Below are 22,111 nucleotides of genomic sequence, written 5' to 3'. Positions count from 1 at the left end.
TACAGCGAATGGTGTCATTCCAGTGCTTGACACTCACTGGAATCCAGCTTTTCGGTAATTTTATCGAAAATGTTTGCTCGTTTACAATCAATTTTCCTGGATCCCAGTGTCTGGGCACTGGGATGACACCCTACTTAACCGTCATACCGCGATTCATTCCACAACTGTACGAACGTTGCAATGTGACATGATGTTGCATAATAAATGATGTCATTCCAGTGCGTGACACTGGAATCCAGCTTTTCGGTAATTTTATCGAAAATGTTTGCTCGTTTACAATCAATTTTCCTGGATCCCAGTGTCTGGGCACTGGGATGACACCCTACTTAACCGTCATACCGCGATTCATTCCACAACTGTACGAACGTTGCAATGTGACACGATGTTGCATAATAAATGATGTCATTCCAGTGCGTGACACTGGAATCCAGTTCTTATTATACAGCTATCTGGTGTACTTATTTAAAATTAAGTTTTCTGGATCCCAGTGTCTGGGCACTGGCCCTTCCTTGGTGGACTCAAATCGCAACGTTCGTACAGTTGTGGAATGAATTGCGGTATGACGTAGGAAAACCTTAGCTATAGCTTTAGAACTCCCAAAAGATCAGAAGCATTGAATGACTTGACAGAAAGTTCAAACCCATATAAAATGTCCTTATTTCTTATATGTTAGATGTAATATCAATTGCTTCAGATCATGCTGGTTATGAATTAAAATCAGAAATAAAACCTTACCTGGAAACCCTAGGTTATAGAGTGGTAGATCAAGGCTGCACTGCTCAGCAAAAGTGCGTGGATTATCCAGACTATGCTGTTAAAGTTGTAGAAGATATAACAAGCAAAAAAGCAAATTATGGGATATTAATTTGTGGTACAGGTTTGGGCATGAGTACTGTGGCAAATCGTTTTGAAGGAATCTACGCTGCTTTGTGTAATAGTGTTGAAATCGCAAAATTAGCTCGCGAGCATGGCAACGCAAATGTACTGTGTCTTGGTGCAGGATTTACTGCGAGTGGATTAGCAAAAGACATAGTCAAACAATTCCTCGAAACAGAATTTTCAAAAGAAAGCAGACATAAAAAACGCCTTGATAAACTCAGCAATATAACCTCTAAGAAAAAAAAAACAAAAACTTATAACGAAGATGAAATATCAAAATTCGCTAAAATGGCAGGCCAGTGGTGGGATGAGAACGGCAAATTCAAACCATTGCACATGATGAATCCTGTTAGAGTATCTTACATTATTGAGAAAATAAAAGAGTTAAAAAAATGCAATTTAAAAGAATTATCATTGCTTGATGTCGGGTGTGGTGGTGGCATTTTGTCAGAGTCAATGGCACGCGTTGGCATTAACGTTGTGGGAATAGATGTATGTGAAGAAAACATAAAAGTAGCGCATTCACATGCGAAAAAAGTAGGGTTAAATATAGAATATATACACACCAGCATTGAAGAGCTAAGCAATGACAAGAAGTACGACGTGGTTCTGCTGATGGAAGTAGTTGAACATGTGGATAATTTAGAGCTTTTCATGAAAAAAGCGATAGAACTGCTAAAACCGGAGGGGTTAATCTTTATATCCACAATAAATAGAACTATTAAATCCTTTTGTCTTGCAATAATTGGTGCAGAGTACATATTAAATTGGCTGCCAAAAGGTACACATAACTGGAATAAATTTCTCAAGCCGTCAGAAATTGCAAATCACTTAAGAGAAAATAATGTAACGCTGCAAAACATGGCTGGCATGGAGTACAACGTAATAAAGCGTGAGTGGAATCTAACTAAAGGCGTGGATGTTAATTATATACTCTGCGGTTTGTTAGATTTAACTCTATAAAAGCACCATTTTCACTTCCAATACTTTGAAGGATCTTGGCCAGCTTTTATACAGTAGCCTTTATTAGTTAGCGCCCAACCGGAACGACAAGCATAACCTGTACCTACACGTTCATATCCAGGAGCAGCAACACACTTTCCATTCTCCAAGGTTTGACCTTTAAAAAGACAACAAACTTCTTTTTCTGTTACCTTTGTTACAATTTGAGGAGCACCAAAAAACACAGCAACAAACATACCCAGTGCGAAAAGTGCAGGCCAAGGCATTCTGCCAAATATTGCAAGTAAGCTTGAACCAATTATTACCACTGTAATCATTGGTCCACCTATTCTATGAACGTAACCTATTACATTACACATTACATCTGTTGCTCCATCAGCGTGTGCATCAAATGCATAGAAAACTATAAATAGAATTACAAGAAAATTTCTCATTGTTCTTTCAATAATCATGCCTGATTGTTTCTTATTTTAATAAAATTTCAGTAAATAGCTTTTTTCAAAAATTATGCTTAACCCAATCAATATTTATTTATTACTGCCTTTTTAATACTATAATTAACTCAGTTGATTTTTATCAAAATGCTAAACCATGGAACAATTCGAGAACTTTTACATCACCACGCCAGTATATTACGTAAACGATAAGCCGCATATTGGTCATGCATACACTTCTCTCTTGTGTGACGTGGTGGCAAGGTTCATGAAACTAGCTGGGAAAAATGTCAAATTTACCACCGGTACAGATGAACATGGACAAAAAATAGAAAAAGCAGCTAAAGCAAAGGAAATGCAGCCAAAAGAATTTACAGATGAAGTGAGCGTTTCATTTAAAGAATTGGCTAAGTTCATGAATTTTGAGTATGACGATTTTATTCGCACTACGGAGGAACGTCACAAAAAAGCAGTTATAGCTTTATGGAATAGACTTGAAGAGAGAGGGCAAATATATTTGGATTCCTATTCGGGTTGGTATTCAGTTCGTGATGAAGCATTTTATCAGGAATCAGAGCTGATAGATGGCAAAGCACCAACAGGCGCAGAAGTTCAGTGGATAAAAGAAGAGAGCTACTTTTTTCGCTTGTCAAACTGGCAAGACAAATTACTGGAACTCTATAAAAATCAGCCAAGTTTTATCTTTCCTGAGAGCAGAAGAAATGAAGTGATATCGTTTGTAAGATCAGGGCTCATTGACCTCTCAATCTCTCGCACTAGTTTTAACTGGGGAATAAAAGTACCAGGTAATGACAAACACGTAATCTATGTCTGGATAGATGCATTAACCAATTATCTTACATCAATAGGTTTCCCTAGTACTGAAGGTGAGGAATATAAGAGGTTTTGGGCAGAACCAGAAACACAGATTCCAGTGTCAAGCACTGGAATGACACCAAACCAAGGGAAAACGCAGATTCCAGTGTCAAGCGCTGCAAACCTAGCTGACAACTCTTTCAACGTTCATGTAATCGGTAAAGACATATTGCGCTTTCATGCTGTATATTGGCCAGCGATTCTCCTTGCAGCAGACCTGCCACTGCCAAAACAAATTGCAGTTCATGGTTGGTGGTTGAACGAGGGAGAGAAAATATCCAAGTCCCTTGGTAATGTCATAGATCCAATTGGCCTCGCTCAAGAGTTTGGTGTTGATCAGCTACGCTATTTTCTCCTTCGGGAAGCAAGCTTCGGTCAGGATGGCAACTTTAGTAAGAAAAATATGATCAGCCGGATAAATTCAGAACTGGCAAACAACATAGGCAATTTAGTACAAAGAACAATTTCATTTTTACACAAGCAATGTTCTGGAATTGTACCAACAATCGATCAAAGCCTACTTAAAGGTGAAGAAAGTCTTCCAGGTTGCAAAGCTATACTCGATCAAGTGATGAATCACCTATCAAAGTATGAATTTAACCATATCATACTTCTAATCATCAACATCTCTTCTGAAGCAAATGCCTACATAGACAAAAGTGCACCCTGGACACTAAGCAAAACTGACAGAGAGCGCATGAATTTAGTAATTTACAAGTTACTGGAATATATCAGGATAATAGGCATTTTATTGCAGCCAATCGTTCCCAAGTCAGCAGAGATGATACTAAATCAACTGCAAATTCCGAAAGAACAACGAGATTTAAAATCTTTGTGCGACGCGTGCGTAAGTTCAGGCATAACATTGCCTAAACCTACGCCGGTTTTTTTGAGGGTTGATGCTAAAGAGGAGAAATAGTGTAAAAACTATTTCTCCTGGATGGGATTATCTTTAGTTAACAACGGTGCACACCGCTGTCTACATATTCAAGTTAGGTGGCAAGTGCCTTAGTTACTTTAGCAAAATATGGTTTAGTAACATCAGCATCTATCACTACTACTTCAGTCATTGCCGACTTAACCTTTCCTAGGCTCCATGCAAACCAGCCTTGACCATTTTCTTCTTTAGTTGGCTGACTTTCTGGGCTAGAAATCTCAGTACCTTTTTCATCACCAGATTCTGCATCATAAAATACATCCTGATCCTCAGAAAGACTCATTAAATAACTTTTAGCAGCATCAACATTTAAATGATCAGGTTGCTTAGGAACGTTATCAATATTTAAATAATCCAAACTATTAGCTCGTTGCTTTTGCTCACTGGAAAGAACCTCAAGATTTAAATAATCCAAACGAGTTAGTTCTTGCATGCTAGGTTTAGATCCATCTTCACGCTTAAACTGCTCTTCCGGACTAGAAACCTTAGTACCATAAATCCTACTGTACAAGCTGCTTCCAACGCTGTTAAGTGCTCCTCTTACAGATGCAATTGACGCATCATAAGTATTTTTCAAGCCACCTCCAATACCACTAAGTGTTCCTTTTGTAGACTCAGTTGATGGCACATAATTATCGTAAGCATATTTGCCAGAATACAAGACACCATTAACTGCTTCTTTTGCAAACCAAACAGCGCTATTAACTGTTCCTTTTGCAAGCTGAACAGTGCCATCAGCAATTGCCACTTTTAATTTGTCTTCTTCTATCTTTTTATTTTTTTCAGCTAGTTGAGTTTTTTGCTCAGAACTTTTCTGCTTTTGAGTGCGTACTTGATCTTTTAACTTAGAATTTTCTTCCTCTTGAGCTTCTACTTTATTTTTTAACTTAGAATTTTCTTCCTCTTTAGCTTTTACTTCCGCTTCTTTTTTAGCTAGTTGAGTTTTTTGCCCAGAAATTGTTTGCTCTTGAGCTTTCATTTTATTTTTTAACTCAGAATTTGTTTTGTTCTCACTAATTGCTTTATACGAAAGTGCAATAGTTACAACAGAAAACACAGCATAACCAATAATAAATGGCAAGCCAACACTTAATGCTGCAACTGGAGCTAAGAAACCAATATAAGGAGCTGCAGCAAACACTCCAGATGCTAATAAAGTGAAAGTAGCCAGAGTTCCAGCTATATAATAGGGTACATTGTTTTTAGAGGTTGTCCGGAAACAAGTAAATTCAAGCATATTCCCTCTTTAACATAACCCTACTCATAGCTAGGTATATGAAATTCTCAGTGGATGTTGTGAGTAAATCATACTCCTTCGATAGCCTTCTATTCCTATTAACCCAAGCAAAAGTCCTTTCTACAACCCATCTTCTTGGCTGTACTTTAAACCCTTGTTCTCTTGTTGGTAGTAGCTCAGGTGGCGTATCTTTGTGCACCCAAAATCTACATGGAGGCCTTTTAACAATTTCAATATCTATGTCATATTCTTCCTTTATGTGATTCTTTAAATTTCTTCCTTGGTATCCCATGTCAGCCCACATTTTTTTAACTTTAGTATATTTTGTTCTCATATTGTTTAATGCTATTTTAATACCATCTCTATCATTTTCGTTAGCAGCGCCTACGTAACAACCTAGTATAAAACCCTGAGTGTCTGTAATTATATGCCTTTTTCTACCCTTTACTTTTTTACTTCCATCATAGCCTTTGATCCCCCCTTTTCTGTAGTCTTTACAGATTGACTATCTACTATACAGGCACTCGGCTGCTCATTCCTTCCTATTTTTCTTCTACTATATTTCATAATTCATTTTCTCAAAAATTCCCTGCTTCTTCCATTGCCTGAACTGCTCATACACAGTCTTCCATAGCGGAAAATCATTTGGTAAATACCGCCATTGACACCCTGTACGCAATACATAGAAAATTGCTTCTAATATTTCTCTTTTGCTATACTTTGGCGGCCTTCCTCCTTTCTTGTATGATACTCTGAAGTGTTTTTCTATTCTTGCCCATTCCCTTTCGCTTAGATCTGTTGGATACTTTTTTCTCATCTTTACCCCGTACTAAAATTTCAGATATTATAGCCTTTTACTTGTTTCCGGACAACCTCTTATTCATCATCTCACGTATTATAAAATATAATACCATTATAAAAGGATTTTTAAGAAGTTGTCAAGCTATCTTTACATAAAAAAAATAATTGATAAACTTGGGAACAAGAAGATTGCTGCCAAGCTATGAACTATGCCTTTCCGTGTAATCTTTAAATGCACCTCTGTTAGAGTCAAAATATAGCTTCACACTGCCAATTGGTCCATTTCTCTGCTTTGCAATAATGAGCTCTGCAATGTTTCTAATTTTTTCCATTTTCTCTTGCCATTCCCGATGTTTATTGTTTCCTTCATTTGGCTGTTTTCTTAGTTCATAATACTCTTCTCTATAGAGAAACATTACTATATCTGCGTCTTGCTCTATGCTCCCTGAATCACGTAAATCAGAAAGTTGTGGTTTTTTATCATCCCTCTGCTCAACAGAACGAGAGAGCTGAGATAGTGCAACAATGGGAATATTTAGCTCCTTTGCAATTGCTTTCAAACCCTGCGTCACTTCCGAGATTTCTTGCACTCTATTTTCATTACTCCTTTTTGTTGTTCCTCTGATTAGCTGCAAATAATCAATGAATACCACTTCTACATTATATAATTGATACAGCAAGCGTATTCTGGTGCGAAGGGCACTAATTGATAGCGCAGGGGTGTCATCTATGATGAAAGGCAGTTCAGATAATTCTGTACTAGTATTGATAAATTCATGCAATTCAAAATCACTAATTCTCCCGGTTAATGCCTTATAATAACTAATCCCTGAATCTATAGTGATCAGCCTTGCAGTTAATTGCTCTGCTGACATTTCGAGCGAGAAAAACGCTACATAGTGTTGCTTATCTGCTCTTTTTTGCAACATCTTACAAGCATTAAGTGCGATGTTTAGCGCCAATGCTGTTTTACCCATAGAAGGCCTTGCAGCTAAAATTAATAAATCAGATTTTTGTAGACCACCAAGAAGCTGATTTAGATCTTGAAGTCCGGTTGTAACGCCTAGCGCTTCTGGATTATTTTTCAGTGTGCTGATCTTCTCAACTACATCTTTAATTGAACTTGCAAGTTTTATATATGTTTTCTCACCTTGTTTTTTTACTGCCAAATTGAACAATTTTGTCATTGCTTGTTCAATTTGCGCCTGTGCAGGATTTTCAATATCGTAGTTGTAGCTATCACCAACTATTTCTTGCCCGAGCTTAATTAAACATCTCCTTAAGTAAGTATCACGGATTATTTTAGTCAAACTATAGATATCAAGCGCAATACTTGCCTTCGCTGCAAGCTTTGCTAAGTACTCTACCCCACCACATTCGGTAAACGCTTGGTCGTTCTCAAAAAACATTTTGAGGCTTAGTTCATTGGCAACTATACCGTGTTTCCTGGTTTTGGATATTTGCGTAAAGATACTCTGATGTAATGGATCATAGAAATTCTCTGCCGTAATTGTATCTTCAACTGCATCACAGATTCTATTATCACGAATCATTGCACCAATAAGCATCTGTTCAGCTTCTAGATTATGCGGTAATTTACATATTTCCTTGTCTACACTTCTTGAACTGAGGAGACTAGCTAATTCATTCATTTTAAGTTTTGAGAGTAACTGTTGATTATTGTAGAATATTTAGTTTTGATTTGAAAGACATATAAAATTTGACTAATTTTGTGCTACCTATAGCATTAAACCTTAAGGCCCCTGTGGTGGAATGGTAGACACGGCAGACTCAAAATCTGTTGCTTGCAAAAGCATGCTGGTTCAAGTCCGGCCAGGGGCACGTTAAATATTGGAAAGCATATATATGTTACATAAATTTTTTAATCGTTTATTCTCTATTTTTTCTTCTATAAATGTTATTCAAAAGGTAAAGAAAGACGAAAATGGAATATGTTATGTAACGGGCCTCAGGCGCTATATATCAGTATTGCTTGATTTGATTATTATCGTTTTGTTCTTGCAGTTTTGCGGCCAAGCCTTAAATCAGCTCTTTATGAACTCAGAGGATAGCAAAATATTAAGCCAAATTGCCGCGAAATATGAAATGCAAGTGCCATTATCTACAGAGGAAACAGTAACGCAGAGTAGACTCATTAAGTTACTGATCCTAAATCAAATAGTCCAGTTTATTATGCTCTTTTGCTATGTAATATATATGTGGGTAAAGTTTGCTACTACACCTGGAAAACTATTATTTGGGCTCAGAGTTGTGGATGCACAAACCTTCGGAAAAATGACTTTAAGGCAAGCAACCAAGAGATTTTTTTCCCTCATACTATCAGTTGCACCATTATTCTTGGGCTTTTTATGGTCAAATTTCAACAAACGCTGTCAAACTTGGCATGATAAGATCGCAGGCACAGTGGTTGTCACGAGTAAAAGCCTTGGAAAGCAGAGCTAAAAACTACTTGACACCCTTCGCCAGCCCCTTTATCATGATACTGAAGGTATTCATTTATCTTCAATCTGTGCAGATTAAACGACAACAGTATTACGTATTGGCGTCTTATTTTTAATTTTTTGCACTATGTGCACGCACTGGGATGACACCTCTGGGCACTGCCGTCGTAAAGGAACCAGTGTCAGCTACTCTGATGACAAAGGAGGACAGTGTCTCAGCTACTTTCATGACACCATTTGCTGTCTTTAAAAATGAATGTTCTTACAATTGTGCGTCATGCGCTTTATTAAATATTTTACTTAAAAATCTAATTTCTTATTATACAAGAGATAAGCAATTCATTGATGATGAAAAATTACAAAAAGGGGCATAGAAAGCGCCTAAGAGAGAAAATTATTTTAGATAATGGACAATCATTACTTGATTATGAAGTTTTAGAGCACATTTTATATTCAGCATATAGTAGAATTGATGTAAAACCGGTGGCAAAGAGTTTGATAGAAAGTTTTGGCAGCTTAAATAAAGTTTTTAATGCTGACCTGGAAGCGCTGCAAAACGTTGATGGTGTCAGCAATGCAGCGATATCTGCCATCTTTTGTGTAAAACAAGCCTTTGTTCGTTCTGCAAGAGAAGAAATAAAAAACCTGCCTGTAATCGATAACTGGGAAAAATTGCTTGATTATTTAAGAATAAGTATAGGAAGCCTCAATAAGGAAAATTTTCGCGTCATCTACATGAATAAGAAGTATCGTCTAATAGCGGAAGACCTGCAAAATATTGGTACAGTAGATCAAACTCCTCTTTATGTCAGAGAGATCATCAAGCGCGCACTTTTGATTGGTTCAACATCCATTGTAATATCTCACAATCATCCAAGCGGAGATACACAACCTTCAAATAGCGATATATCTCTCACTAGACAACTAGCAGAAGCTTGCCAAAGTATAGGAATAGAATTAATAGATCACATTATTATTACATTCAGTAGCTATTTTAGTTTCAAGGAAAATAGGTTGTTGTGAAAGCCTTTATAGCTACAGTAACTTAGATTTACCGACAATCGTCATTCCGCTACGTGTTAGCGGCTAAGAGATACCGTGACGGGATGACGTAGGGGTTGCCGAGAACTTGTCATTCCAGTACTTGACACTGGAATCCAGTTTTCTTTACAAATTCACCAAAAGTGCTTCATTCTATAACGCAAAACCCATACTCACCAAACTCAATGTATTACTTGCAATTAAGTTTTCTGGATCCCAGTGTCACGCACTGGGATGACAAGAAAGAGGGCACTGGAATAACAGGAGAAGAAGGCACTGGAATGACGAATTTGTCGTTTTTTAAATTGGTTGCTAAACCAGAATGACTTTAGCTATAGATTCTTTTACCGCACTCTTGCAATCAAGTTTCATCAAAAGTCAGATTGCAGAGTTAAATCTTCCACCCAAATAACCACACACTCTACTTGCTTGTTTGGATATATTTCTTGTACTAAGGTTTTATAGATTAACATCTGTTTTTTTATTTCATTTAATAAGGAAACAGAAACGTTACGGTGTGATTTGTAGTCAATTATGATTGCTTTATCTTGCGTTATGCATAGCCTATCTAGTCGTACTAATACTGACTTGCCATCAATTGTTCCACTCAGTGTAATCTCTGATTTGCCTTCCAAGTCAAACAAATAGCCATATTTTTCATTAAAGGCCAATATTTTACTGTAAATTTCATCCTTATCTTCACTGGTGTTTATATTGTCAAGATATTTTCTGACCCAATTTTTTCTCCTTTCTTTTTCTATCTTGGGCATATATTGTAATATGCTGTGAATGATCAGGCCTCTTGTATAACCATCTGTCATCCAAGTAGCTGATGCTGATTTTCCTTCTTTTTTACTGGATCCAAGTGTCAAGCACTGGGATGACAGGGGAGGACGCTGGGATGACAAGGAAGGATGTTGGAATGACGAAAGAGGGCGCTGGAATGACATTGATAGGTTTGGCGGAAGCGAAATGACCGGAATATCAAAATAATCACGTTTTTTATAAATATAAGGGTAGTTTGCATTCACACATAGCACTTCAACTTTTTCTTTAAATATTGGCTGTAAACCCCTTTGTTTCTTTTCATATGGTTCTCCATACTGAGTGATTAGATCATACCAAGAGCCCTTTTGCACTGGCTCTTTACTTAAGATGTATAACTCATCTTCAGCACGTGTGAGTGCTACGTATAATAAACGCAAATATTCATTATAATCCTCTAGTTTTTTCTCTCTTTTTACTTGATCACAATAAGCGTTGTTGTTTTTTCCACACCAAAATGGCACTTCTGTTCCATCAAAGATAATGCTTTCACTGTTTCTTGGCACTGTGTTTGTATCAACCAAAAATACTATGGGAGCTTGCAGACCTTTTGATTTATGAATTGTCATTATTCGCACAGCATTGCGTTCTGATTGCATATCATTCTTAATCTCCGGATTATTCTCCTTGATCCATTGAACAAATGCTTGAAGAGATGGATTTTCAAATTGCAACACAAGGTTCATAAATTCGTCTAGAACCTCGAAGCACTCAAGACCTAGCCTTGCAGCAAATTTCTTCTTACCTGTGCGCAGTATATGCGTGAATAATGCGAGAGGGGATTCTGTGCGAGATAAGTTAATGAGATAGTTTAATTCACTATAGATAACCACAGAATAATCCTGAATTCTTTCCCATAGTGAATGCTCTTTATGGTCGTATGCAATGTTAAATAAATCATCCTCGGTGAAATTAAATAGCGGTGATCTTAAAGCATTTGCAAGAGCTAAATCATTTGCCTGGAGGAGTAAAAATTCGGCCAAAGCTATTAAGTCCTGCACGGCTATATAGTCCATAATTCTAAAATAATCCCGGCCTACAACTGGCACGTTTGCTTTTTTAAGTTCGCTTATTATGTAATCAACTAATACGTTTCGTTGTCGTACCAGAACCATAATGTCTCTTGGTTCTATATGGCGATCTTTAGCGACTAAAATCCGCCCTTCGTTTAACCAATTGTGAATTCTGTTAGCTATTGTTTGAGCAAGTAATCGATCTGCTATTGTATAACCTTCCTTGCATGTCAGAGGAATTTGTAAAGCTTGCTGTTCTTTCTCTTTGCGCCTTGGTAACGCTGGCCAAATTTCAATATATCCTTGGTCATTTTCTCTATGTGGAACATGTTTTATTTCATTATCATTAAAAGATATTTCTGCGCGGAAGTTATTAAATATTCTATCTACAAGCATCAAAACTTCTGGAGTTGAACGAAATGACTTTTCAAGTTGGCATGATATCCAATCTCTACCACCAGTTTTCGTATGAAAGTATTGTTGCATATAGTTGAATAGATGGGGATTTGCTCCTTGAAATCTGTATATGGATTGTTTTACGTCACCAACTACAAATAAGGTTCGCTTTTCATCATCACCGGCAAAAAATTCATCGCAGAGATTTGTTATAATTTTCCACTGGCTGATGCTATTGTCTTGTGCCTCGTCAACAAGGATGTGATCTATTTTTTGATCCAAGTTAAACAATATCCAATCTTTATAGTTTGGATTGCTGAGAAGATTTGTTGCTAAGTTGATTATATCATTGTAGTCAAGCAGTGCATTTTTTGATTTTTCACTATTATATAAATCAACATATACTTTAAATACACCAAGTAAGCTACTGGTTCTCTTGAATATTTGATAAGAGTTCATGTCTCTTATATGGGTAAATACTACATTCTGAACGCTCTCTATTATTTGCTCTGCATCTCTAAATTTCTCCAAAATACTTTTTGTTGCAATGGATGATATGCTCTTTTTTTCGTGCGATTCTGATTTTAGAAATACCTTGGCTAGGTTTTCTATTTTGGTGTCATTCCACTTTATTCCGGTGTCATCCGAGTAGCTGACACTGGTTCTTTTTTTCTGGATTCCAGTGTCAAGCACTGGAATGACAGTAGAATAAAGTATTGCACTATAACTCTGATCTCTTTTACTGCCTTCACTTAATATCTCGGCTAGTCTTTCCACGTGCTCAATTGTTTCACTCTGTAAGTCATGAATTTCATCTGGGGCGCTCAATTTATCTTTGATATATTTCGAATCATTTGCTGATATCGATCTTTTTATACATAAAGTATAAAGCAAATCGCGTAGTTTATTTTCATCAATTTCAGTTGCAATAAGGTTGATATCATCCTGCACAGTTTCGTTATGAAGCACTTTATTGAATATGATGGAATGTAATTCTTTACATTCACTCAGCGTGCAATTTGGAGCAATGCCAGCTTCTATAGGAAAGCTGGAGATTAATTTGTAACAGAAAGCGTGTATGGTTTGTATAGTTAGACCAAGATTTTCCAGTTCAGAGAAAAGCCTTCTTGCTCTTGTTAAGTGACGATCAAGTGCTTCATTTTTTCTGGATCCCTCCGTTATCCCAGCACTCTCCTTTGTCATCCCAGTGCTTGACACTGGGATCCATTCTTTTTTTTTACTGGATTCCAGCGTCACGCGCTGGAATGACATCGGAAAGAAATCTAGTTGTTCTAGATCTGCTGCCAACACACTATCTGAACATATTGCCCACTTACTGAGTATGCTGTGAATGCGATTCTCCATCTCGTTTGCTGCAGCATTGGTGAACGTTAAGCAGAGAATATTTCTTTTGTTTTCTAATAAAAGTCTCAATACCCTGTCTATTAAGATTTTTGTTTTGCCTGTACCAGCAGATGCATTTACCCACACAGAGAAATTAGGATTTATGGCATTTGATCTCATCAGAAGTGCGAAAACCTTATAAAAGTTGACTAGAATAGCATTATACATATAATGTAAAAATAATCTTAGTGAAGATATATAATGAAAAGTTTTTGTGTAAAGGCGCCTGCAAAAATCAATCTTTTTTTGCATGTTGTAGACAAAAAAGAAACAGGGTATCACTTGATTGAAGGTTTATTTGTCTTTGCTAATCTCTCTAATTTTTTGGAAATAAAAGTAGGTGAGAAGGATTCTAGATACGATAACTCTACAGTTGAATTTATAAACTCCGAGTCTAAAATAAATAACCAATATAACACTGTAATGAAAGCGGTTAATCTGCTGCTTAGGCATGCTCCTGTACGCACTAAAGTCACTGTAAAGGTTGTAAAAAACATACCAATTGCTGCAGGACTTGGTAGCGGATCCTCAGATGCTGGAGCTGTGGTACGTACGCTAGGGAAGCTGTGGAAGATTGATAGGACGATTTTAAATGAAATAGCCTTAAACGTTGGCGCTGATGTTCCCGCAAGTGTAGATAGCAAGCCTGTTTTTGTTAGAGGTATTGGTGAAGAATTGTGCCACATAAAAAAGTTCTCTTTACCCACGAATGTGGTGCTTGTGAAACCGAAAAAAAAGTTTTTGAGTACACCAGAGGTATTTTCCAAACATGAAGGAAAATTTTCTGAGCCAATTAAATGGAGCGATGACGCTGAAAAGGATTTGTTGAAGTTTCTTAAAGAGACGAGAAACGATCTTCAAGAAATAGCAATAAGCCTTGTACCTGAAATTAAGGATGTGATATCAACACTTGAGTCACAAGAAGGCTCTATACTTTCTCGCATGTCAGGCAGTGGTGTAGCATGTTTTGGAATATTCGATAGTGAGGAAAATGCAAAAGCTGCTGCAGTTAATATCGGAAAAAAGCAACCAGAATGGTGGGTATGTGACACTCAATTAATAGTTTGACTTTATGCCCTTAATTTCCGAGAATAAAAATCTTATAAATGGTTACAGGGAAGGAAAATTTTTGGTAAACAATCAAGAATATTATGGCTCAATTATAATTTTTCCTGAAAAGGTGATTAAATTGAAAGAAAGTGATATAAATAGCAAGGAACATTTTAAATCTTTTTTAACAGAGGAAATAGAAATTTTGATAATAGGTACTGGTAAAACACGCAATATACTAAGTTCTTCAGTGAAGTCCTATCTTATGGAACAAAAAGGTTTAAATTTTGAATTTATGACAACAGGTTCTGCATGCAGAACCCATAATATTCTGATATCCGAAGATAGATTTGTTGTCAGTTATCTAATAGCCATATAGCATGTTTGAAATGTTTACCCAGGATTTTTTCATCAACAGTCTAGTTGCAGTAGTCGTAATTAGCCTAGTAACAGGCGCTTTAGGATCGTTTATGATATGGCAAAGGTTATCTTATCTTGGTGATAGTTTGTCCCATTCTTCATTGCTTGGTATTGCACTTGCTTTGATCTTTAAGATTAGCCCATCGCTTAGCATAATGCTCATTGCAATTACATTTGCTATACTACTTTCTCTTAATTTTAACAGATTATATTCTGCTGATACGATATTGAACATTGTTACCAATGTAGTTTTATCATCGAGTTTAATACTTATGTCTTTTCTTCCATCTGGCAATAATAGTATTATTAGCTCACTGTTTGGTGATATATTAACGCTCGATCAAAGTGATATAGTATTGATTTTTTTAACCTCTGCAGTAGTTACTTTGATATTAATATTTAGATGGCGTTATTGGTTAATGATTTCAATTAATCAAGATTTAGCAGTAGTTGAAAAAATTAATGTTACCTTTGTTAGACTAGAATTTTTAATCACTCTTGCTATATTTATAGCAATTGCTGCCCAATTAATAGGAATATTACTCATTGCTGCATTTTTGCTAATACCAGCAGCATCTGCAAGGCTCATTTCGAAAACTCCAATGGAGATGATTATTGTTGCAACAGTTTTTTCTGTAATCTCTGGGATATCAGGTCTCATGTTATCTGCAAGTTTTGATTTGTTAACTGGACCTGCAATTATACTTGTTGCAGCCGTATATTTAATTATCGCTTATTTTATAAGGCTAGTATTAAGCAGGTTGGCTTAATTTTAATCTCGAATGTTAATAATTTTGTAATATACTCATTATAAAACATCACTATCTTAGCACAATTTGCTATATTATTGTTTATGTGCTAATGATAAGTTGTTAGTTTTATGGAGTAAGCAATATGAGCGAAGAAGGATTTTTTTCCAAATATATATCTCAACCTGTGAAAAAATTTTATAATTATATTACAGGAAAAACAGAAGAGTCAGATGATGTAGCAGGTGATGTGCATAATATTGCACAAGGAGACTCAGAGTCTTTGGATACTCATGTACAGTCAAATGAGAATGATATCATATAGGTGGCATGAGGGTTACACCATCCAAAGTTAAAAGATTCCTAGAGAAACCTGATGCTTTAAGTGGTGTGTTAATTCATGGAAGTGATAACAGTAGGGTTGATTTTTATGTACAAGAAATAATTGCCAGTTTGGATGAGTATTCAGTTCAGGTGATGGATTTTGCAATAGTGAATAAGTCACCCGGTTTACTGTTTTCTGAATTGGCAAACATTTCGATGTTTACCAGCAAAAAATTAATTAAGCTGATAAATGTGAGTGGAGGTATATCCAAAGAGTTAAAAAACGTGTTGGATTATAACGCAAGTGGTCATTATGTAATGATGACAGCAACTGATCTTCCACACAATTCTGCAACCAAAAGTTATATGGAGAGTTCAAAAATTTTTGGTGTAATTGCTTGCTATAAAGACAGCAACAGCAATCTTTATGATATTATATCAAGTTACTTAAAACAAAATGATATAAAATGCACAAATGAGATAATTCATCATTTGCAGTCTTATTTTAACCATAGAAAGCTGCCTATATGTTCAGAACTTGAGAAGTTAGTTTTGTACTTAGGGGAGAGAAAAGACCTAAAACTTACTGATATAGAATTATGCTTTTCAACTTCCGGCAATGACTATGCTACACTTGATGATTTATGCTCTGCCATAGCAAGTAAAGATATGTCGCGCTTCATTAGAATTTCTGATGCATTGATATCGCAAGAAAATTTTTCACCGATAGCACTAATTCGCATTATATCAAATTATTTCCTACGCCTTGAAACCGTTTTGCTGTCAGTGCAAGGTGGAATGAGTGAGCAGGCTGCGATTGATCAGCTATGCCCTCCATTGTTTTTTAAACAATTGCAGAGTTTTAAATCTCATTTGAAAAGTTTGCAACTTTCAGAACTTAAGAAGATCTTGGAAAAATTGATAAGCTTAGAAGTTACCTGTAAAAAAACTGATTTAGATCATAAAATGATTTTTCAACATGCACTGACGGGTAGCTGACTACTCGGATCCAGCCTTTCTTATAATTTCATCAAAATGTTGTATTTTAACATAAAATAGCTGCTTTTATGCCTACCAAAATTCATTCTTTAGTGTGTGTCTCACAAGTATTCTTTGCTAATAGGATATTTTCGAATATAATTGAATATAACTAGATAAAAATACAGATATGTTTGACATTTCAAAAATTGTAATAACACCTGAAATGTTAAAATTAGTTGCTGAAATTGATGAATTTAAAGGAGCATGGCAATTGTTTGGTAATTTAGCTCCAGAACGTTTACAAATGCTCAAAAAAATCGCAGCAATTGAAAGTATCGGTTCTTCTACTCGTATTGAAGGGGCAAGATTATCAGACCGTGAAGTTGAGCAATTACTATCCAAACTTGATACACGCTCATTTCGTTCTCTAGATGAACGAGAAATAGCTGGATATGCGTATGTGTGTGAAGAAGTATTTCAAAACTTTAACAAGATGCCATTTACAGAAAACACTATAAAACAGTTTCACATCTGGCTTTTACAATTTTCATATAAAGATCAAAGGCACATGGGAGAATATAAAAAATTCCCCAATCATGTTGAAGCGTTTGATGAATCTGGAAAAAGCTTGGGCATAGTTTTTGAAACAGCCTCTCCATTTGAGACAGCAACACAAATGCAAGAACTTATTTATTGGACTAGCCAGCAATTAGAGGTGAAATCGTTACACCCTCTATTAATTATTGGCATCTTTATAGTTACTTTTTTGGCTATCCACCCCTTTCAAGATGGAAATGGAAGGTTATCACGTATTCTTACAACTTTCTTACTGCTAAAGTTAGGGTATACATACGTACCTTACAGCTCTCTTGAAAGTGTAATTGAAGGTAACAAGGAGAGTTATTACTTAGCTTTACGTCGTACTCAACAATCCTTGAAGACGAGCAGCTATGATTTTAATCCATGGCTTATATTCTTTTTAAGGTCACTACAAAAGCAAAAATTTCATCTTGAACAAAAGGTGTCACATGAAAAAGTGTTAAATCTCTATTTACCACCACTTTCTGCTAAAGTATTAGCACTACTCAGCAAACATGGACGTCTTACAATTAAGGATTTGGAAAATATTACTAAAGCAAACTGCAATACCTTAAAGAAGCACGTATCTAATCTCGTAAAGAGTAATCACATCACTCAGCATGGAAAAGGCAAAGCAACCTGGTATGTAATATAGAGCTCAATAGGATATGTATTCATTTTGAATTGTTAAATTATTCAGCTATAGAATATAGATCACAGCTGTACAAACATTGTAGTTTGAGCCCACTAGATCCCAGTGCCCTATTCTTGTCATCCCAGTACCTTCTCCTGTCATCCCAGTGCCCAGACACTGGGATCCAGAAAAGTTTGCTTGTAAGCAAGCAAACTAGCATAGAAAAACGTTTTCGATGAGATTGCAGAAAGGCTAGATTCCAGACTGGAATGACATCGTTCACTATGTACCATATTGCAATAGTTGTGGTCAAGGCACTGGGATCTGGTAGACCCAAATTGCAGTGTTCGTACAGCTATAGAATATAGATCAGAAGTGACAGAGCTTAAAAAAAGGCCTAATATTCTTAATAAACGCTAGAAAGCTTTATGAAAATCAGAGTTGGAGTAATAGGCTGCTTAGGCAAAATGGGCAAGAAAATACTCAATGAATTAATTACAAATACCAAAGTGGAAATAGCAGGTGCTGTTGCCCGTTCAGGCAGTAAGTACATAGATTCAGATATTGGACCAATTATAGCCAATCTAGGAATCAAGGTTACAAGTTCTATCAGTGACGTATTTGAGTTATCCGACGTTGTAATAGATTTTACAACTAAAGAATGTATGTTAGACTGCCTTAAAGCAGCTGTAAAATTTAAAACACCGCTGGTTAGTGGCACAACTGGAATAGAAGGTGTCGATTTAAAAGAGTATGCTGCTGAAGTTCCAATATTGTGGTCAGCAAATATGAGTGTTGGGGTTAATGTGTTGCTGAAATTGGTAAAAAAAGCTGCTGAGCTTTTAGGTAATGAATATGACGTTGAGATTTGGGAAATGCATCATAACTTAAAAAAGGATTCACCATCTGGAACAGCTATAGAACTTGGCAAAACAATTGCTAACGCTTCAAAAGTGGATTTTCAGTCCAATCAATATTTACATAGTGGTTCAAACATAAGGAAAAAGGGGGGAATAGGTTTTGCAGTATCTCGTGGAGGTGGAGTAATAGGAGATCACAGCGTGATGTTTGTTAATTCTGATGAACGGATAGAACTAAACCACAAAGCAATTGATCGCACAACATTTGCTAGAGGAGCTGTTCAAGCAGCAGTATGGCTATACGAAAATAAAAGAGAAATTCCGGGGCTCTATTCAATGCAGGATGTGATATGAGCAATACACGTGCCTCTGTTAAAGATTTAAATCTCTGGTACGGCTCTAAGCAAGTTTTATTCGATATAAATTTGAATATTTATAAAAGAAAAGTTACTACTTTTATCGGACCATCCGGGTGCGGTAAATCAACATTTTTGCGTTGTTTTAATCGTATGAATGACTATGTACCAGGTTGCAAAACTGTTGGTGAATTAGATATCGATGGGCTGGGTGATATATATTCACGCGATATGGATGTTGTACTACTTAGAGCAAAAGTTGGTATGGTATTTCAAAAGCCAAATCCTTTTCCAAAATCAATATATGATAATGTTGCTTATGGGCCAAAATTGCATGGTATGGCGAAGGATAAGCAAAAATTGAATGAGATGGTGGAAAATAGTTTAACCAAGGTTGGTTTATGGGAAGAATTGAAGGACAGATTGCAAGATAGCGCACTCAATTTATCCGGTGGCCAACAACAGAGGCTATGCATCGCTCGCGCAATTGCAGTGAAGCCAACTATTTTATTAATGGATGAACCGTGCTCTGCTCTTGATCCAATGGCAACCAATGCAATCGAAAATCTTATACAAGAGCTGAAATTAAGATTTACTATAATTATGGTGACTCATTCAATGAAGCAAGCTAAAAAGTTATCTGATAGTGTAATTTTCTTTCATAATGGCAGAATTGTTGAGTCTGGAAGCACTCAAGAAATATTCGAAAATGCTCAATCTCCCTTAACAAAGGAGTATATCCTGGATCATTAAATTTCTGTCATCCTATGGCTTTGCGATTAAATCCATTAGCTTCAAAAATTGTAATACTTAAAAATATAATTGAATAATTATTAATAATAGTGTATAATTATTAACGTTTTTCAGGCATTTTTGTTATGGGTGCGCCAAGTAAGCGTTTAGAATACAGTTGGTGAAAATCCAACTTAGGCAAAGTCTAGCCAACAGCCTAGAACAGACCATTATGCTGCGTGGTCTTGATGTGATATATGAGAATTTCATTCTTTGCATATTACGGTGTACTGTAGATTTGCTGATATTCAAACCAAACTTTTCTTGAATTCTTATTTTCATTTCTTTTATAGTAGAGGTTGTCCGGAAACAAGTAAATTCAAGCATATTCCCTCTTTAACATAACCCTACTCATAGCTAGGTATATGAAATTCTCAGTGGATGTTGTGAGTAAATCATACTCCTTCGATAGCCTTCTATTCCTATTAACCCAAGCAAAAGTCCTTTCTACAACCCATCTTCTTGGCTGTACTTTAAACCCTTGTTCTCTTGTTGGTAGTAGCTCAGGTGGCGTATCTTTATGCACCCAAAATCTACATGGAGGCCTTTTAACAATTTCAATATCTATGTCATATTCTTCCTTTATGTGATTCTTTAAATTTCTTCCTTGGTATCCCATGTCAGCCCACATTTTTTTAACTTTAGTATATTTTGTTCTCATATTGTTTAATGCTATTTTAATACCATCTCTATCATTTTCGTTAGCAGCGCCTACGTAACAACCTAGTATAAAACCCTGAGTGTCTGTAATTATATGCCTTTTTCTACCCTTTACTTTTTTACTTCCATCATAGCCTTTGATCCCCCCTTTTCTGTAGTCTTTACAGATTGACTATCTACTATACAGGCACTCGGCTGCTCATTCCTTCCTATTTTTCTTCTACTATATTTCATAATTCATTTTCTCAAAAATTCCCTGCTTCTTCCATTGCCTGAACTGCTCATACACAGTCTTCCATAGCGGAAAATCATTTGGTAAATACCGCCATTGACACCCTGTACGCAATACATAGAAAATTGCTTCTAATATTTCTCTTTTGCTATACTTTGGCGGCCTTCCTCCTTTCTTGTATGATACTCTGAAGTGTTTTTCTATTCTTGCCCATTCCCTTTTACTTAAATCTGTTGGATACTTTTTTCTCATCTTTACCCCGTACTAAAATTTCAGATATTATAGCCTTTTACTTGTTTCCGGACAACCTCTAAGAGGTTGTCCACAAACCAAGGAATACGTAGTATATAAAGAAAGAATATTGAGGTAAGAGATGAGGAAAAAATATCCAACAGATTTAAGTAAAAGGGAATGGGCAAGAATAGAAAAACACTTCAGAGTATCATACAAGAAAGGAGGAAGGCCACCAAAATACAGTAAGTGTGAGATAGTAAATGCAATTCTTTATATACTGCGCACAGGATGTCAATGGCGCTATTTACCACACGATTTTCCGCCGTGGAAGGCTGTGCATGAACAGTTTAGAAGATGGAAAAAGCAGGGAATTTTTGAGAAAATGAACTATGATATCACTAAATATAGTAGGTCAAAAATGGGAAGAAATGAGGAGCCGAGCGCATGCATAGTGGACAGTCAATCGGTAAAAACCACGGAAAAAGGGGGGTCAAAGGTTATGATGGTGCGAAAAAGGTAAAGGGGAGAAAAAGACATATAATCACAGATACTCAAGGATTTGTGCTTGGTTGCTATGTAGGAGCTGCAAGCGAAAATGACAGAGATGGGGTGAAGATGGCATTGGACAATATGAAGGAAAAATACAGCAATATTAAGAAAATGTGGGCTGATATGGGATACCAAGGAAAAGATTTAAAGGATTACGTAAAGAGAGAATATGGGATAGATATTGAAATTGTCAAAAGGCCTCCATGTAGGTTTTGGGTGCATAAAGATACACCACTAGAACTATTGCCACAACGGGATCCTGGATTTTCAGTACAGCCGAGAAGGTGGGTGGTAGAGAGGACTTTTGCTTGGATCAATAGAAATAGAAGGCTATCAAAGGAGTACGATTTACTTACAACATCTACTGAAAGTTTCATATATCTGGCTATGAGTAAAGTTATGTTAAGTAGGGAATATGCTTGA

Annotated in this window: 21 protein-coding genes, 1 tRNA gene and 4 pseudogenes; 17 read left to right on the top strand and 9 right to left on the bottom strand. The window is 36.3% G+C overall.

Annotation, left to right across the window (positions count from 1 at the left end; genetic code table 11):
- Nucleotides 1-8 precede the first annotated feature (8 nt).
- Nucleotides 9-191 (top strand): hypothetical protein, encoded by a 183-nt coding sequence (locus AAGD70_RS07790; RefSeq protein ID WP_410541898.1) that lies wholly within the window; start codon nucleotides 9-11, stop codon nucleotides 189-191.
- Nucleotides 192-448: 257 nt separating this feature from the next.
- Here AAGD70_RS07790 and AAGD70_RS03930 read toward each other — a convergent pair.
- Nucleotides 449-502 (bottom strand): annotated as a pseudogene (locus tag AAGD70_RS03930) (WPE palindromic element domain-containing protein); the annotation flags it as partial.
- 164 nt (nucleotides 503-666) lie between these two features.
- Here AAGD70_RS03930 and ubiG point away from each other — a divergent pair.
- Nucleotides 667-1,842: a bifunctional 2-polyprenyl-6-hydroxyphenol methylase/3-demethylubiquinol 3-O-methyltransferase UbiG gene (gene ubiG, locus AAGD70_RS03925; RefSeq protein ID WP_065095057.1), complete on the top strand. Its 1,176-nt coding sequence runs from the start codon at nucleotides 667-669 to the stop codon at nucleotides 1,840-1,842.
- Between the two features lie 11 nt (nucleotides 1,843-1,853).
- On the opposite strand, the gene AAGD70_RS03920 is transcribed toward ubiG, so the two are convergent.
- Nucleotides 1,854-2,276 carry a TrbC/VirB2 family protein gene (locus AAGD70_RS03920; RefSeq protein ID WP_245611072.1) on the bottom strand — a complete coding sequence of 141 codons (423 nt, stop codon included), beginning with the start codon at nucleotides 2,274-2,276 and terminating at the stop codon, nucleotides 1,854-1,856.
- Between the two features lie 157 nt (nucleotides 2,277-2,433).
- Here AAGD70_RS03920 and metG point away from each other — a divergent pair, with 157 nt between their 5' ends.
- Nucleotides 2,434-4,071 (top strand): methionine--tRNA ligase, encoded by a 1,638-nt coding sequence (gene metG, locus AAGD70_RS03915; RefSeq protein WP_065095055.1) that lies wholly within the window; start codon nucleotides 2,434-2,436, stop codon nucleotides 4,069-4,071.
- 73 nt (nucleotides 4,072-4,144) lie between these two features.
- Here metG and AAGD70_RS03910 read toward each other — a convergent pair whose 3' ends face one another.
- The 3 genes and pseudogenes from AAGD70_RS03910 to AAGD70_RS03900 all read right to left on the bottom strand — a co-directional run bounded on the left by AAGD70_RS03910 (nucleotide 4,145) and on the right by AAGD70_RS03900 (nucleotide 7,779).
- Nucleotides 4,145-5,230 (bottom strand): hypothetical protein, encoded by a 1,086-nt coding sequence (locus AAGD70_RS03910; protein ID WP_341814061.1) that lies wholly within the window; start codon nucleotides 5,228-5,230, stop codon nucleotides 4,145-4,147.
- Nucleotides 5,231-5,318: 88 nt separating this feature from the next.
- Nucleotides 5,319-6,143 (bottom strand): annotated as a pseudogene (locus AAGD70_RS03905) (IS5-like element ISWpi1 family transposase).
- A 184-nt stretch (nucleotides 6,144-6,327) separates the two neighbouring features.
- A complete protein-coding gene (locus AAGD70_RS03900) occupies nucleotides 6,328-7,779 on the bottom strand; it encodes a replicative DNA helicase (protein ID WP_065094820.1) in 1,452 nt (483 codons plus the stop codon).
- A 107-nt stretch (nucleotides 7,780-7,886) separates the two neighbouring features.
- Here AAGD70_RS03900 and AAGD70_RS03895 point away from each other — a divergent pair.
- The 5 genes from AAGD70_RS03895 (at nucleotide 7,887) to AAGD70_RS03875 (ending at nucleotide 9,868) form a co-directional block, all read left to right on the top strand.
- Nucleotides 7,887-7,969, top strand: a tRNA-Leu gene (locus tag AAGD70_RS03895).
- Between the two features lie 24 nt (nucleotides 7,970-7,993).
- On the top strand, nucleotides 7,994-8,590 hold the full coding sequence (locus tag AAGD70_RS03890; RefSeq protein ID WP_065094819.1) for an RDD family protein: 597 nt from the start codon (nucleotides 7,994-7,996) through the stop codon (nucleotides 8,588-8,590).
- A 142-nt stretch (nucleotides 8,591-8,732) separates the two neighbouring features.
- Nucleotides 8,733-8,963, top strand: a complete 231-nt coding sequence (locus AAGD70_RS03885; protein WP_065095364.1) for a hypothetical protein — start codon at nucleotides 8,733-8,735, stop codon at nucleotides 8,961-8,963.
- Complete coding sequence (radC, locus tag AAGD70_RS03880) at nucleotides 8,938-9,612, top strand: RadC family protein (protein ID WP_065094817.1); 675 nt, start codon at nucleotides 8,938-8,940, stop codon at nucleotides 9,610-9,612. Before AAGD70_RS03885 ends, radC begins: the two co-directional genes overlap by 26 nt.
- 106 nt (nucleotides 9,613-9,718) lie before the next feature.
- Nucleotides 9,719-9,868: a hypothetical protein gene (locus AAGD70_RS03875; protein WP_156518014.1), complete on the top strand. Its 150-nt coding sequence runs from the start codon at nucleotides 9,719-9,721 to the stop codon at nucleotides 9,866-9,868.
- 133 nt (nucleotides 9,869-10,001) lie between these two features.
- On the opposite strand, the gene AAGD70_RS03870 is transcribed toward AAGD70_RS03875, so the two are convergent.
- Nucleotides 10,002-13,388: a UvrD-helicase domain-containing protein gene (locus AAGD70_RS03870; protein ID WP_065094816.1), complete on the bottom strand. Its 3,387-nt coding sequence runs from the start codon at nucleotides 13,386-13,388 to the stop codon at nucleotides 10,002-10,004.
- A gap of 81 nt (nucleotides 13,389-13,469) precedes the next feature.
- On the opposite strand from AAGD70_RS03870, the gene AAGD70_RS03865 reads away from it, so the two are divergent.
- From AAGD70_RS03865 to AAGD70_RS03840, 6 genes are all read left to right on the top strand, one after another.
- Nucleotides 13,470-14,336 carry a 4-(cytidine 5'-diphospho)-2-C-methyl-D-erythritol kinase gene (locus AAGD70_RS03865; protein ID WP_065094815.1) on the top strand — a complete coding sequence of 289 codons (867 nt, stop codon included), beginning with the start codon at nucleotides 13,470-13,472 and terminating at the stop codon, nucleotides 14,334-14,336.
- 4 nt (nucleotides 14,337-14,340) lie between these two features.
- The gene (locus AAGD70_RS03860; RefSeq protein WP_065094814.1) at nucleotides 14,341-14,697 is read left to right on the top strand and encodes an Mth938-like domain-containing protein; all 357 of its coding nucleotides are present in this window, start codon (nucleotides 14,341-14,343) and stop codon (nucleotides 14,695-14,697) included.
- 1 nt (nucleotide 14,698) lies between these two features.
- Nucleotides 14,699-15,508 carry a metal ABC transporter permease gene (locus AAGD70_RS03855; RefSeq protein WP_065094813.1) on the top strand — a complete coding sequence of 270 codons (810 nt, stop codon included), beginning with the start codon at nucleotides 14,699-14,701 and terminating at the stop codon, nucleotides 15,506-15,508.
- A gap of 124 nt (nucleotides 15,509-15,632) precedes the next feature.
- A complete protein-coding gene (locus AAGD70_RS03850) occupies nucleotides 15,633-15,812 on the top strand; it encodes a hypothetical protein (protein WP_010082539.1) in 180 nt (59 codons plus the stop codon).
- A 5-nt stretch (nucleotides 15,813-15,817) separates the two neighbouring features.
- A complete protein-coding gene (gene holA, locus AAGD70_RS03845; protein ID WP_065094812.1) occupies nucleotides 15,818-16,810 on the top strand; it encodes a DNA polymerase III subunit delta in 993 nt (330 codons plus the stop codon).
- 169 nt (nucleotides 16,811-16,979) lie between these two features.
- Nucleotides 16,980-18,026, top strand: coding sequence for a Fic family protein (locus AAGD70_RS03840; protein ID WP_065094811.1), 1,047 nt, complete (start codon nucleotides 16,980-16,982; stop codon nucleotides 18,024-18,026).
- 37 nt (nucleotides 18,027-18,063) lie between these two features.
- Here the strand turns inward: AAGD70_RS03840 and AAGD70_RS03835 are convergent, their stop codons facing one another.
- Nucleotides 18,064-18,342 (bottom strand): hypothetical protein, encoded by a 279-nt coding sequence (locus AAGD70_RS03835; protein WP_341814060.1) that lies wholly within the window; start codon nucleotides 18,340-18,342, stop codon nucleotides 18,064-18,066.
- A gap of 91 nt (nucleotides 18,343-18,433) precedes the next feature.
- On the opposite strand from AAGD70_RS03835, the gene dapB reads away from it, so the two are divergent.
- Together dapB and pstB are read left to right on the top strand one after the other, a co-directional pair.
- The gene (gene dapB / locus AAGD70_RS03830) at nucleotides 18,434-19,219 is read left to right on the top strand and encodes a 4-hydroxy-tetrahydrodipicolinate reductase (RefSeq protein WP_065094810.1); all 786 of its coding nucleotides are present in this window, start codon (nucleotides 18,434-18,436) and stop codon (nucleotides 19,217-19,219) included.
- The gene (pstB, locus tag AAGD70_RS03825) at nucleotides 19,216-19,974 is read left to right on the top strand and encodes a phosphate ABC transporter ATP-binding protein PstB (RefSeq protein ID WP_065094809.1); all 759 of its coding nucleotides are present in this window, start codon (nucleotides 19,216-19,218) and stop codon (nucleotides 19,972-19,974) included. Before dapB ends, pstB begins: the two co-directional genes overlap by 4 nt.
- Before the next feature lie 219 nt (nucleotides 19,975-20,193).
- Here pstB and AAGD70_RS07785 read toward each other — a convergent pair.
- Nucleotides 20,194-20,307: pseudogene (locus tag AAGD70_RS07785) on the bottom strand (winged helix-turn-helix domain-containing protein); the annotation flags it as partial.
- Between the two features lie 25 nt (nucleotides 20,308-20,332).
- A pseudogene (locus tag AAGD70_RS03820) lies at nucleotides 20,333-21,157 on the bottom strand (IS5-like element ISWpi1 family transposase).
- A gap of 121 nt (nucleotides 21,158-21,278) precedes the next feature.
- Between AAGD70_RS03820 and AAGD70_RS03815 the strand changes: the two are divergent.
- A protein-coding gene (locus AAGD70_RS03815) for an IS5 family transposase (RefSeq protein ID WP_264718686.1) occupies nucleotides 21,279-22,111 on the top strand; the annotation gives its coding sequence in 2 pieces (ribosomal slippage) (nucleotides 21,279-21,645 and nucleotides 21,645-22,111; 834 coding nt in all).

The organism is Wolbachia endosymbiont (group A) of Nomada flava (assembly GCF_964027055.1).
Lineage (GTDB): Bacteria > Pseudomonadota > Alphaproteobacteria > Rickettsiales > Anaplasmataceae > Wolbachia > Wolbachia pipientis.
This window is presented reverse-complemented; position numbering and strand designations above follow the sequence as displayed.